Annotated in this window: 10 protein-coding genes; 2 read left to right on the top strand and 8 right to left on the bottom strand. The window is 69.3% G+C overall.

The window, feature by feature from the left end:
- Positions 1-36: 36 nt before the first annotated feature.
- Together EV139_RS02335 and EV139_RS02340 are read right to left on the bottom strand one after the other, a co-directional pair.
- A complete protein-coding gene (locus tag EV139_RS02335; RefSeq protein ID WP_237465838.1) occupies positions 37-1,578 on the bottom strand; it encodes an APC family permease in 1,542 nt (513 codons plus the stop codon).
- 228 nt (positions 1,579-1,806) lie between these two features.
- Positions 1,807-3,015 (bottom strand): DmpA family aminopeptidase, encoded by a 1,209-nt coding sequence (locus tag EV139_RS02340; protein ID WP_130452692.1) that lies wholly within the window; start codon positions 3,013-3,015, stop codon positions 1,807-1,809.
- Positions 3,016-3,126: 111 nt separating this feature from the next.
- On the opposite strand from EV139_RS02340, the gene EV139_RS02345 reads away from it, so the two are divergent.
- Positions 3,127-4,626: an APC family permease gene (locus EV139_RS02345; protein ID WP_130452693.1), complete on the top strand. Its 1,500-nt coding sequence runs from the start codon at positions 3,127-3,129 to the stop codon at positions 4,624-4,626.
- Positions 4,627-4,631: 5 nt separating this feature from the next.
- The gene (locus tag EV139_RS02350) at positions 4,632-5,285 is read left to right on the top strand and encodes a TetR/AcrR family transcriptional regulator (protein WP_237465835.1); all 654 of its coding nucleotides are present in this window, start codon (positions 4,632-4,634) and stop codon (positions 5,283-5,285) included.
- Positions 5,286-5,419: 134 nt separating this feature from the next.
- Here EV139_RS02350 and hpaD read toward each other — a convergent pair whose 3' ends face one another.
- The 6 genes from hpaD to EV139_RS02380 all read right to left on the bottom strand — a co-directional run bounded on the left by hpaD (position 5,420) and on the right by EV139_RS02380 (position 12,274).
- Complete coding sequence (gene hpaD, locus EV139_RS02355) at positions 5,420-6,562, bottom strand: 3,4-dihydroxyphenylacetate 2,3-dioxygenase (protein WP_130452694.1); 1,143 nt, start codon at positions 6,560-6,562, stop codon at positions 5,420-5,422.
- A 40-nt stretch (positions 6,563-6,602) separates the two neighbouring features.
- On the bottom strand, positions 6,603-8,099 hold the full coding sequence (gene hpaE / locus EV139_RS02360) for a 5-carboxymethyl-2-hydroxymuconate semialdehyde dehydrogenase (protein ID WP_130452695.1): 1,497 nt from the start codon (positions 8,097-8,099) through the stop codon (positions 6,603-6,605).
- A 50-nt stretch (positions 8,100-8,149) separates the two neighbouring features.
- Positions 8,150-8,863, bottom strand: a complete 714-nt coding sequence (locus tag EV139_RS02365; RefSeq protein WP_130452696.1) for a GntR family transcriptional regulator — start codon at positions 8,861-8,863, stop codon at positions 8,150-8,152.
- Between the two features lie 2 nt (positions 8,864-8,865).
- Positions 8,866-10,356, bottom strand: a complete 1,491-nt coding sequence (locus EV139_RS02370; protein ID WP_130452884.1) for a fumarylacetoacetate hydrolase family protein — start codon at positions 10,354-10,356, stop codon at positions 8,866-8,868.
- A 320-nt stretch (positions 10,357-10,676) separates the two neighbouring features.
- Positions 10,677-11,504, bottom strand: a complete 828-nt coding sequence (locus tag EV139_RS02375) for an HpcH/HpaI aldolase family protein (RefSeq protein WP_130452697.1) — start codon at positions 11,502-11,504, stop codon at positions 10,677-10,679.
- Positions 11,489-12,274 (bottom strand): fumarylacetoacetate hydrolase family protein, encoded by a 786-nt coding sequence (locus EV139_RS02380; RefSeq protein WP_130452698.1) that lies wholly within the window; start codon positions 12,272-12,274, stop codon positions 11,489-11,491. Before EV139_RS02380 ends, EV139_RS02375 begins: the two co-directional genes overlap by 16 nt.
- Positions 12,275-12,524: the final 250 nt, after the last annotated feature.

Raw genomic sequence — 12,524 nt, forward strand, 5'->3', positions numbered from 1 at the left:
CGGGCGGGCACGCGGGCGCGGGCGCGTGGCGCCGGGCTAGCGCTCGGGCGCCTCGACCACGTCCACGAGTTCGGTGCCGTACGCGCCCGGCTCGGTGCCGTGTCCGATCTGGCGGTAGATGTTCGGCCGGGTCGCGCGGATCACGAGCGCCCAGACGATGCCGATGGCTGCCGCGGCGAAGATGAGGCCCGGCAGTACGAACGTCGACGCGTCCGGCTCCTCCTGTCCGAGCATGAGCTGGAAGTTCTGCAGGATCATGACGAACACCCAGATGAGCGCGACTCCCGAGATCACGGGCGCCACGATCGTGGTCCACGCGCTGAGCCCGCGCGGGTTCTTGCGGAAGAACCCGATCACGGCCGCGGCGATGACCGCCATGAGCAGCACGAGGCCCATCGCCCCGGTGTTCGTAAGCCAGGTAAACATCGTGAGGACGGGGTAGAGGAAGGCTGAGTCGCCGAGGGCGGCGGCCCCGCCGAACGCCTCGCCCGCGAGCGCGAAGCCGATCACGACCACGAGCGCGATCACGGTCTGCGCGACCGATCCGGCCCAGGGTGCGCCGGCGCGGCTGGTGCGCGCAAACCACGCGGGCAGCACGCCCTCGCGCCCGAGCGAGAAGAAGTAGCGGGCGACCGCGTTGTGGAACGACTGCTGCGCAGCGAAGAGGCTGGTGAGGAACAGGAGCGTCATGACGTCCGCGAACAGCACGCCGACCTGGTCGGTCATGAACACGAACATGAGGTCGGGGCCGAATTCCTGCGATGCCCCCACGATCTGCGACGGGCCCACCCCCACGGAGAACGCCCAGGCGCTGAACGCGTAGAACACGCCGATGATGGCGACGGCGGCGTAGGTGGCGCGCGGCACGGTGCGTTTGGGGTCTTTCGCCTCCTCGCCGTAGATTGCTGCGCCCTCGAAGCCCATGAACGCGGCGACACCGAACACGAGAATGATGCCGAGCGCGGGGCCGAAGAGCGCCGCCGGGTTGAGCGTGGCGGTCGACACGCCCTCGGGTGCGACGGCGATCGAGACGATGTCGAAGACGATGACCACGAGGAACTCCAGGCCCACGAGCACACCGAGCACCTTCGCGGAGAGGTCTACGCGGTTCACGCCGAGCACGCCCACGAGGACGATGCAGAGCAGGATCCAGAGCCACCAGGGGGAGACGATGCCAAACTTCGCCTCGAGGAACATCGAGAGCTGGAAGCCGAACAGCCCGTAGATGCCGACCTGCATGGCGTTGTACGAGACGAGGGCGACGAGCGATGCACCGACGCCGAGCGGGCGGCCCAGCCCCTGGGCGATGTACGCGTAGAACGCGCCGGCGTTCGTGATGTGCCGGCCCATTGCGGTGTAGCCGACCGCGAACACCGTGAGGATGACCGCGATGAGCAGGAAGCCGAGCGGGACGCCGAGCGACTCGGTGACGGCGAACGACGTGGTGACTCCGCCGGCGACCACGGTGAGCGGCGCTGACGCCGCGATGATCATCAGGGTGATCGCGGGGACCCCGAGGGTTCTGCGGCTGAGGCCCGGATCGCTCTGCGCGACCCCTGCGTCCTGGGTTGTGCTCATGTGATTTTTCCTCCCGGTCTTGCGGCGTTGCCGACCCTGCCGGCAACGACGCCGGCAGCACATGCGCTCCGAGTCTAGATTCGGCGCGGGGAGAGGTGAAGTGCTGGGCTGTGCAGAGCGCGCACGGGGCATGACCACCCGCGCACGACTATCCGAATGGATAGTGTGCGCGGGTGGCCGGGCGGCGCTGCGCACGGGCGATCGCGCGCCGCCGCGCCCGCCGCGGCGCTAGGCGCCGAACGCCGCTCGCACCTCCTCGTGGGGAAGTGCGTAGCTCGTGTGGCCGTCGCGCCCGGTCATGTCGCGCGCGCCCACGAGTGCGTTGACCACGGCCTCCTCGGTCGCCTCGACCACGGCCGCGTAGAACGGATCAATGCTGCCCCAGGCGATGTGCTCGAGCGTCTCAGTGCGGATCTCACCGTCGCTCATGCGCGACGACAGGCCCGCCTCGTTCGCCGTGGAGAACGCGAGGAAGATGTCGCCAGAGAAGTGGCTGCCGGTGGTGCCGGTGCGAGCGAGGCCGAGCGAAACCCTGCGCGCGAGGGCGCGGCACTGATCCGGCAGGAGAGGGGCGTCGGTCGCCACGATCACGATCACGCTGCCGGCCCCCGGGGTTGCCCGCCCAGTTCGGGCATCTGCCTCCGGAGACCCCGTGGCCGCGTCACCGCTGGCGGGGCTGTCGTCGACCCCCGCGGCGCGCAGATCCGCGGCAAACCAGTTCTCCGCCTCCATGCGGTTGGGGGCCGCCGAGTCGCGGCCGAGCGGTCGCCCCTGCACGCGCAGCTCGGCGCGCGAGCCGAAGTTTGCCTGGAGCAGCACACCGACGGTCCAGGAAGCGGTTCCGGATCGGACGACCCGCGAGGCCGTCCCCGTGCCGCCCTTGAAGCCGTAGCAGTTCATGCCCGTGCCGCCACCGACGTTCCCCTCGGCGACGGGCCCGCCCGTGGCGCCATCGAGTGCGCGGGCCGCGTGCTCGGGCCGCACCGTGTCGGCGTTGATCGAGTTGAGGTAGCCGTCCCAGGTCTCGCCGACGACGGGCAGCATCCACGCGGCCGCCGAGGCTGGGTGGTTCGTTGCCATCCAGGCGTCGACGCCGCGGTGGACTGCGCCGACGGCGTGCGAATTGGTGATCGCGATCGGCGTTTGCAGCTGCCCGGACTCCTCGATCCAGCTGCGCCCGGTGAGTTCGCCGTTTCCGTTGAGCACCGCGACGCCGGCCGCGCAGGGTGCGCCGGCGTTTGCTTTGCCGCGGGGGAGGATCGCGGTGACCCCGGTGCGAGTGGCGACCGGCTCGTCGCCGATGAGCGTGACGAGGCCGACCTCGAGGCCCGGGACGTCCGTGATCGCGTTGAGCGCTCCCGGCTCGCCGTCAAACTCCACCCCGAGATCCCGCGCCCGCTCCGGGGCCGGTGGTGCCGCGCGCTCAACATTGAACATTGTTTAAACCAGTCTTTCGTGTCTACACTCATGAACCAATGGTTTTCGTCAGTTTTTCTGACTGCCGTTCAAACCATACCGCGATGTTCAGTTCTGACAAAGGAGTCTCACATGTCCGCCCCACCAGCGCAGTCCCCAGCAGTCACGACCGCGGAGTCGGGCAGCCTCGCCGCGGGCAGACTCGGCACCTGGGACATCATCTTCTTCGTGGTCTCGGCCGCAGCGCCCCTCACCGTGGTGGTGAGCGGCGCCGCGACGTCGTTTCGGCTCGGCGGCCTCGGCGCCCCCGGTGCGATGCTCTTCAGCGGCGTCGTGCTGATCCTGTTCGCGCTCGGGTTTACCGCGATGTCGAAGAGCGTGCGCAACGCCGGGGCGTTCTACGCGTACGTCTCGCGCGGCCTTGGCAAGCCCTTCGGGCTCGGCGCCTCGTCGGTGACCGTCTTCGCCTACATCTCACTCGTCATCTCGTTCTACGGCTTCATCGGATTCTTCGCGCAGTTCACGTTTGCCGAGCTGCTCGGGATCGACCTGCCCTGGGGCGTGTGGTCGCTGCTCTCCGTCGCGATTGTCGCGTTCCTCGGCTACCGCAAGATCGACGTCGGGGCGAAGGTGCTCGCGGTGCTGCTCACGCTCGAGGTCGCGATCCTGCTCGTGCTCGCGGTCGCGGTACTCATTGACGGCGGCCCGGAGCCGTGGAGTGCTGCTCCATTCAGTATCGACAACGTGTTCCTCGCCCCCACGTCCGGGGCGCTCTTCGTGGTCGGGTTCGGGGCGTATCTCGGTTTCGAGAGCACGGCGATCTACGCGGAGGAGGCAAAGCGCCCGGAGCGCACGGTGCCGCGCGCCACCATCATCGCGGTCGTGTTCCTCGCCGTCTTCTACGGCTTCACGTTCTGGATCCTCACGGCCGCGTTCGGCGTTGACGGGATCATTGCCCTCGCGCAGGGCGACGCGTTCGAGACCATGGTGATCGACGGTACCCAGCAGATCGCGGGGTACTGGGCGGGCTACGTCATGAAGATCCTGATCGTCACCAGCTTCTTCGCCTGCGTGCTGTCATTCCACAACGCCTGCACGCGCTACCTGTTCGCGCTCGGCCGCGAGGGCCTGCTGCCCCGCGTACTCGGGCGCACCACCAGGGGCACGCAGTCGCCCGCGGTGGCGAGCATCACACTCTCCGTGTTCTCGGCGCTCGGCGTGCTCGTCGCGATCGTGGTCGGCGCGGACCCGTTCCTTGGCCTCGCGCTCTGGACCTACGCAACCGGCGTGCAGGGGCTCGTGTTCGCGCAGGCGCTCGCGGCGATCGCCGTGGTCTGGTACTTCCTCAGGGACCGGCGCGGGCACAGCGTCTTCCGCGTGGTGATCGCCCCGATCCTCGGCGCGATCGGGCTCGCCGTGGGGTACGCGCTGATCGTCACGAACTTCGAGGTGGTCACGGGGCTCGAGGGGCCCATCAATCAGTGGCTGCTGCTGCCGACGCCGATCCTGTTCATCGGCGGAATCATCGTGGGGCTCGTGCTCCGTGCGCGGCGCCCCGAGTATTACGCCGGGCTCACGGAGTCCGTGCGGGTGCAGCCGAGCGAACGCGACGGGGCGAATGCCATAGGCTGAGCCACATGAATGCGACCGCGCGCCGCCGCCTGGAGCGCCGGGACGAGATTGTCCAGGCGTTCTGGCGGGTCGCGCGGACCCGGCCCCGCGGCGGCGTCAACGTGCGTGCGGTCGCCGCAGAGGCGGCGATGAGCCCCGCGAACGTGCTCCACTACTTTGCGAGCCTCAACGAGTTGCAGATCACCGCGCTCGCCGGCGCAATGGAACAGTTCGCGGAGCGGCGCCAGGGGATCCTCGATCGCTCCGAGAGCGCGGCCGCGCGGATCGCGGCGATGATCGACGCCGGCGTGCCCGACGAGATCAGTGATGAGCTGCGGCAGGTCTACGAGAGTGTGCCGGTGCTCGCCGCACACCCGGAGTACCTGCCCGCGCACCGCGCGCTCGTCGAGCGGCAGGTGATGCTCTATCGCACGCTCGTGGAGATCGGGGCCGGGACCGGGGAATTCACGCTCGGTTCGCCGCCCGGGATCATCGCGCGCAACCTGGTCGCGCTTGAGGACGCGTACGATCTCTACCCGCTCGTGGGCGACCGCACGCCGCGCGAGGAGAGCCGCGTCGCGGTGCGAAGCTATGCGGAGCTCGCGCTGGGCCTCGCGCAGGGCGCGCTCACCGCGCTCACCGAGCTCACCGCTGCGGCGCACCCGCCCCGCAGCGCGTAGCGGCCGCCCCGCCCCGCAGCGTGTAGCGGCCGTCCCGGCCCCGCAGCGCGTAGCCGCCCCACCCGTCCCGCCGCACACACGCAGCGGGGCCGGGACGCGCACGCGCCCCGGCCCCGCACTCGCGTGCGCGAGAGTTACAGCGTGTTGCCGAGCTTGAAGCCCTTCTCGCCGTCCTCATCGCGGGTGTACGAGAAGCCGTCGGCCCCGATGGTCACGGCCATCTCAGAGGCGTCCGTGCGCGCAATGACGGGCTGCGGGTTGCCGTCGAGATCGAGCACGAGCGAGGCATCCGTGTACCAGGACGGCACGACGGGGTTGCCCCACCAATCGCGGCGCTGATTGTCGTGCACGTCCCAGGTGACGACCGGGTTGTCCGGATCGCCCGTGTAGTAGTCCTGGGTGTAGATCTCGACGCGGTGGCCGTCCGGATCCAGGAGGTACAGGTAGAACGCGTTCGAGACGCCGTGGCGGCCGGGGCCGCGCTCGATGCGGTCGGACATGCGCAGCGCGCCCAGCTTGTCGCAGATCGCGAGGATGTTGTGCTTCTCGTGGGTGGAGAACGCGACGTGGTGCATGCGGGGGCCGTCGCCGCCCGTCGCTGCCGTGTCGTGCACGGTCGGCTTGCGGCGCAGCCAGGCCGCGTAGACCGTGCCGTCCTCGTCCTGAATGTCCTCGGTCACGCGGAAGCCGAGGTCCTGGTAGTGGCGCACCGCGCGCGGCACGTCCGGGGTGACCTGGTTGAAGTGGTCGAGGCGCACGAGCGCGCCCGGCGTGTACAGGTCGTAGCGCCACGCGAGGCGCTCCACGTGCTCCACGTCGTAGAAGAACTCGTAAGGGAAGCCGAGCGGATCCTCGACGCGCACGGAGTCGCCGATGCCGTTCGTGAACCCGTCGGCCTTGCGCTCGACGCGGCAGCCGAGCTCCGTGTAGAACGCCACGGCCTTGTCAAGATCCTCGGGGGTGCGCACGCGGTACGAGAACGCGGCGACCGCGGCAACCGGGCCCTTGCGGAGCACCAGGTTGTGGTGGATGAACTCCTCCAGCGACCGGAGGTAGACGGTGTTCTCGTCCTCCTCGGTCACGGTGAGACCGAGCACGTCCACGTAGAACGCGCGCGACGCCGCCAGATCGGTGACCACAAGCTCCATGTACGCGCAGCGCAGGATATCCGGCGCGGGCGACTGGGGGGTCAGGATCGGGTTGTCGGTCTTGATCGGGGCTTCCTTGGTGACGTAGAAGCCGGAGGAGGTCTTTTCACGACCCTTGAGTTCAGACATTTCGTTGTCCTTCAATCTGTGGTTGGGGCGGGGGAGAGGGTTACTTGCCTGCGCCGAACTTCGGCGAGTGCGCTTCGTTGAGCGTGATGTGGACGGCCTGCTGATCGGTGTAGAAATCGATCGAGCGGTAGCCGCCCTCGTGCCCGAGACCGGACGCCTTCACGCCGCCGAACGGGGTGCGCAGGTCGCGCACGTTGTTCGAGTTGAGCCACACCATGCCGGCCTCGACCGCCTGGGCGAAGTTGTGTGCGCGCTTGAGGTTCGACGTCCAGATGTAGGCCGCGAGGCCGTACTTGGTGTTGTTGGCGAGTTCCAGCGCCTCCTCGTCGGTGTCGAACGGCGTGATCGCGACGACGGGTCCGAAGATCTCCTCCTGGAAGATCCGCGCGTCCGGCTTCACGTCTGCAAACACGGTCGGCGCGACGAAGTTGCCGGTGGGGAAGCCCTCGGGGCGCCCGCCGCCCGCGACCAGGCGGCCCTCGGACTTGCCGATCTCGATGTAGCGGGTCACCTTCTCGAAGTGCTCGGGGTGCACGAGTGCGCCCACCTCGGTCGCGGGATCGTTGGGCAGGCCGACGACCACGTTCTTGGCGCGCTCAGCGTACCGCTCCACGAACTCGTCGTAGATGTCGCGGTGCACCAGGATGCGGCTGCCCGCGGTGCAGCGCTCGCCGTTCAGGCTGAACACGCCGAACACGGTGGCGTCAAGCGCCGCGTCGAGCTCCGCGTCGGCGAACACGATCGCCGGGCTCTTGCCGCCGAGCTCCATCGACAGTCCCTTGAGGAACGGCGCGGAGTTCGCGAAGATCAGCGAGCCGGTGGTCGACTCGCCCGTGAACGAGATGAGCGGCACCTCGGGGTGCTTGACGAGCGCGTCGCCCGCCTCCTCGCCGAAGCCGTTCACGAGGTTGAACACGCCGTCTGGCACGCCCGCCTCGCGGAAGATCTCGCCCCAGAGCGATGCCGAGAGCGGGGTGAATTCGGCCGGCTTGAGCACGACCGTGTTGCCCGTCGCGAGGGCGGGGCCCAGCTTCCACGACTCGAGCATGAAGGGCGTGTTCCACGGCGTGATGAGGCCGGCGACGCCGATCGGCTTGCGGTTCACGTAGTTGACCTGGCGACCGGGCACCTTGAACGCGTCGTCGTGCTGCGCGACGATCAGGTCGGCGAAGAACCGGAAGTTCTCTGCCGCGCGGCGGGCCTGGCCCTTCGCCTGAGTGATGGGCAGGCCGGAGTCGTAGCTCTCGAGTTCGGCGAGCTGCGCGTCGCGCGACTCGACGATGTCGGCGACCTTGTGAAGGATGCGCGAGCGCTCACGGGGGAGCATCTTGGGCCAGGGGCCCTCGGTGAACGCGCGGCGGGCAGCTGCGACGGCGAGGTCGATGTCGGCCTTCTGGCCGGCGGCGGCCGTGATGTAGGTCTCGTTCGACACGGGATCGAGGACGTCGAACTCCTCGCCCCCGACCGAGTCGACGAACTTTCCGTCGATGAAGTGGCGGATCTTGTCTGGGAGCCCTGCGGGCTGTGACTGAGTCATGCTGTCGCCTCCGATGGCAGTGATGGTGGTGTGGGTGGTGTGTGTGCCGCTCACGCGGTGGGAATGGGTGCCGGATCCAGCGCCTGGGCAGTGGCCGGATCCGGCTCGTGCGGTCGGTGTTCTCCCGTGTGCGAGAGCACCGCGTCGAGCGTCGCCGTGCGGTGCGCGCGGGCGGCAAGCTCGATTTCGATGGGGGTGCCGCCCCGCTCGATGAGCTGCAGCAGTCGCTCGTGCTCCTCGACCGACTCGCTGGCGCGGCCGGGGACGAAGCTGAACGAGGAGTTGCGCAGCACTTTCATGCGGTTCCAGCCCCGGTGCACGAGGTCGAGAATGTGCGGGTTTGGGCAGGTTTCGAAGAGCACGCTGTGGAACCTGAGGTTCAGCTCCGTGAATGCCTGCGGGTCGAACGCAGACAGCGACTCGCGCATGGTCTGGTTGATGGCGCGGGCGCGCTCGATCTGATCCGGCGTGATGAACGGCGCGGCGAGACCGGTTGCGGACCCCTCAACGAGCGCGAGCGTCTGCATTGTGTGCAGGTACTCCGTCTCCTTGATGAGCGCCACCTGCGCGCCGATGTTGCGCTCGAAGGTGACCAGCTGTTCGGCCTCAAGCCGCCGGATCGCCTCGCGCACCGGGACCACGGACATGTCGAGCTCCGCGGCGATGGGTGCGAGCACCAGGCGGTATCCCGGCACGTACTGCCCGCTGTCGATCCGTTCTCGGATCAGGCGGTACGCGCGCTCGGACTTCGACTCGGACGACATGGCTACGCCGCGCCCGTCTCGGCCTCGTAGCGCGCGCGCCACTCGGCGTTCATGGGGAACAGGCCGTCCACGGCGTGCCCCTCGGCAACACGATCCGCCACCCACGCGTCTGCACGCTCCTGGGCAGCGGCCTCCGCGGCCACCTCGGCGAGCAGGAACGGCGGGATCACGATCACGCCGTCGCGGTCGCCCATGATTACGTCGCCCGGCTGCACCGCGGCGCCGCCGCAGGCGATCGTGACGTCGGTCTCCCACGGCACGTGGCGGCGGCCGAGCACGCTCGGGTGCGCGCCCTGCGAGAACACGGGGATGTCGAACTCCTGCACTGCGGCGTAGTCGCGGACGCCGCCGTCGGTGACGACGCCCACCGCGCCGCGCACCTGGGCGCGGAGCGCGAGCACGTCGCCGACGGTGCCGGTCGAGGGGATGCCGCGCGCTTCGACCACGAGCACCTCGCCGGGGTTGACGGTGTCGAACGCGCGCTTCTGCGCGTTGAAGCCGCCGGCGTGCGACTTGAAGAGGTCGGGGCGGAACGGGATGAACCGGAGCGTCTTCGCCGTGCCGAGAATGCGATCGCCCTCGTGATTCGGGTGCACACCGTCGATGAAGATGTCGACGTAGCCGCGCTTGCGCAGCGCCGCGGAGACCGTTGCCACGGCGACCCCGTCGAGCAGCGCACGGATCTCGTCGGTGAGCGGACCGGCCGCGGCCTGATCCCCCGCGAGCGGCGTCGCGCGGCCGGCGGCAACCGCCGCGGCGTGCTCAGCCTCGCTGCCCCAGGCCTCCACCCGCTGCAGGTCGGTGGCCTGCGGCCGGTTGCCGAACGCACCGAACTCGTGCGTGCCCTGCGTCACCGTGGTGACGAGGCGGCCGGTGGTGGGGGCTCCGGGCGCGTTCGGGGCGTCGACCTCGACCTCGACCACGTCGCCGGGAAGCACCACGGAAGACCCGGCAGGGGTGCCCGTGAGGATCACGTCGCCGGGCTCGAGCGTCATGTGCTGCGAGAGATCAGCGACGAGCTGACCGAACGGGAACTTGAGGGTGGCGCTCGTGTCGTCCTGAACGAGCGCGCCGTTGACCCAGGTGCGCACGCGCCAGGCATCCTGGTCGATGCCGTCGGTAGGGATCGCGGCCGGGCCGATCGGCGTGAAGCCGTCGCCGCCCTTGTTGCGCACGTTCGAGCCCTTGTCTGCCGCACGGAGGTCGTAGACGCCGAAGTCGTTCGCGGCGGTGACCTGGGAGACATGCTTCCAGCCGTCCTCCGGGGAGACCCAGCGCGCCGCCGTGCCGATCACCAGGGCGACCTCGCCCTCGAACGCGAGTAGCTCGGTGCCGGCGGGGCGCTCGATCGTGCCGCCCGTGGGGGCCAGCGAGGAGGTCGGCTTGAAGAAGTAGGACGGGAACTCCGGGGTGCGGCCGCGCTGGGCGATCCGGGACGGGTAGTTCAGGTGCACGGCAATGATCTTGCCGGGTGTGGGAATTCCGTACGTCATGGCGACCTCGCTCATCTCGTTGTATTTCTTATCGTATACGATCTGGGTGGATTTTGGAAGTGTGGTCCGCTGGGCTGAATTCGGCGTGCGGCGGACCACTGGCGCGCGCGGTGTGAGCCGCCGGTGCGGCCTGGGCGGTGAGCCGCCGGTGCGGACCGGGGGGGGGGGCGTGCGCCCGGGCTGCCGGTGCCCCTGGGAGCACCGGCAGCCCGGTGATCCCGGCCGCCGGTGCTCCTGGTGGGCGGTGCGCCCGGTTGGCCGTGTGGTCCGGGCGCGAAGCGGTCTGGCTCCGGCCGGTGGCTTCGCCGCGCTGGGTCCGGCTAGTAGCTTGCCCGCGGGGCCGCGGCGCTTCCCGGCGCCGCGGTGAAGCGCTCCACGAGCGCCTCAGTCTGCCGGGCGAGGATCGCCACGTCGGCGCCGACCGCCACGAACGATGCCCCCGCGGCGATGTAGCGCTCGGCGTCGGCCGGGACAAAGGCGTTCACGCCAACCGGCTTGCCCGCCGCGACGCCCGCCGCGATCGCGCGCAGCACACCCGCGGCGACCTCTGGGTGGTTCTGCTGCCCGAGCAGCCCCATCGACGCGGCGAGATCGGACGGCCCCACGAAGATCGCGTCGACCCCGTCGGTCGCAACGATCCGCTCGACGTCGGCGACCGCCGCGGCCGACTCGATCTGCACGGTCAGGCTGATCGTCTCGTTCGCGCGACCGAGGTAGCCCTCGACCCGGTTCCAGCGCGCCGAGCGCGCGAGCGCCGAGCCGACGCCGCGCACCCCGCCGCCGGGCGTGCCGTCCGGGTAGCGCACCGCGCGGACAATCTCGGCGGCCTGCTCGGCGGAGTCGACCATTGGGATGAGGAGGTTCTGCGCGCCAAGATCGAGGAACTGCTTGATCGTGACGGTGTCACCGAACGGCGGCCGCACGAGCGGGGCAACCGGATACGCGGACATTGCGTAGAGCTGGGCGAGCACCGACTCGAGCCCGTTGGGGGAGTGCTCCGCGTCGAGGAGCACCCAGTCGCAGCCGCTGCCGGCGACGATCTCGGCCGTGATCGGGCTGCCGGCGCACGCCCAGAGTCCGATCAGTGGGCGGTCCGCGGCGGCGAGGCGATCCCGCAGCGTCGCGGGGAGCTCTACACGAACCGGCACGTCACTGATCCGAGCTCGTTGTAGTCGGCGTGCACGGTGTCGCCGCGCTCCACCCACATGGGCTTGGTGAACGAGCCGGCGAGGATGATCTCTCCGGCCTCAAGCGACTGCCCGTGCTGCGCGAGCTTGTTCGCGAGCCAGGCCACGCCGAGCGCCGGGTGGCCGAGCACGGCGCCGGCCACGCCGGAATCCTCGATGCCCTCGTTGCGGTAGAGCAGGGCCTGTGCCCAGGTGAGGTCGACCTCGTCGACCTTGACGGGGCGGCCGCCGATCACCATGGCGCCCATTGCGGCGTTGTCGCTGATCGTGTCGACGATCGTGCGCCCCTCGAGCTCGAGGTGCGAGTTCAGTACCTCGAGCGCGGGGATCACGTACGCGGTCGCGTCGAGTACGTCGAAGATGGTGACGCCGGGGCCCGAGAGCGGCTTGCTCAGCACGAAGGCGAGCTCGACCTCGATGCGGACGTTCGAGTAGCGGTCGAACTCGAGCACCGCGCCCGATTCGAAGACCATGTCGTCGTGAATTACCCCGTAGTCGGGCTCAGAGATCCCGGTTGCGAGCTGCATGACCTTCGAGGTGAGCCCGATCTTGTGGCCGACGAGGCGCGCGCCGGCGGCGATGCGGCGATCCGACCACACCTTCTGAATGGCGTACGAGTCTTCGATCACCATGCCCGGGTAGCGGCTCGTGAGCTTCGGCAGCACGGCGCGGTCGCGGTCTGCCTGCACGAGCTCGTCGGCGATGGCTTCAATCTGTGTCTGGTCGAGCACTTGGCCTCCTTTGGTCTTGCAGGAATCGTATACGATTCGCCACGCGGGGCGCCACCCTTCCCTGCCCTGGGTGTCGCGCATGGCCGTGCTCGGATCGTTATTCTCGGACCGTAGACGATAGTTTGCTTTTTTAGTCAACGTTCGTAGAATGAAACCCGACGGCACACCGAAGTGACGTCCATCTCATCCCCGGGGAGCTCTCGCGCAGCCCGGACATGCGGTGGAAAAGCAACGGAGCCTCACCCCAAAC

The sequence above is a fragment of the Leucobacter luti genome, assembly GCF_004217175.1.
Taxonomy (GTDB): Bacteria; Actinomycetota; Actinomycetes; order Actinomycetales; family Microbacteriaceae; genus Leucobacter; species Leucobacter luti.

What these genes read in the sequence shown, in the direction of transcription:
- EV139_RS02335 (WP_237465838.1), bottom strand. Translation starts at nt 1,578, where the DNA reads ATGAGCACAACCCAGGACGCAGGGGTCGCGCAGAGCGATCCGGGCCTC.
- EV139_RS02340 (WP_130452692.1), bottom strand. Translation starts at nt 3,015, where the DNA reads ATGTTCAATGTTGAGCGCGCGGCACCACCGGCCCCGGAGCGGGCGCGG.
- EV139_RS02345 (WP_130452693.1), top strand. Translation starts at nt 3,127, where the DNA reads ATGTCCGCCCCACCAGCGCAGTCCCCAGCAGTCACGACCGCGGAGTCG.
- EV139_RS02350 (WP_237465835.1), top strand. Translation starts at nt 4,632, where the DNA reads ATGAATGCGACCGCGCGCCGCCGCCTGGAGCGCCGGGACGAGATTGTC.
- hpaD (WP_130452694.1), bottom strand. Translation starts at nt 6,562, where the DNA reads ATGTCTGAACTCAAGGGTCGTGAAAAGACCTCCTCCGGCTTCTACGTC.
- hpaE (WP_130452695.1), bottom strand. Translation starts at nt 8,099, where the DNA reads ATGACTCAGTCACAGCCCGCAGGGCTCCCAGACAAGATCCGCCACTTC.
- EV139_RS02365 (WP_130452696.1), bottom strand. Translation starts at nt 8,863, where the DNA reads ATGTCGTCCGAGTCGAAGTCCGAGCGCGCGTACCGCCTGATCCGAGAA.
- EV139_RS02370 (WP_130452884.1), bottom strand. Translation starts at nt 10,356, where the DNA reads ATGACGTACGGAATTCCCACACCCGGCAAGATCATTGCCGTGCACCTG.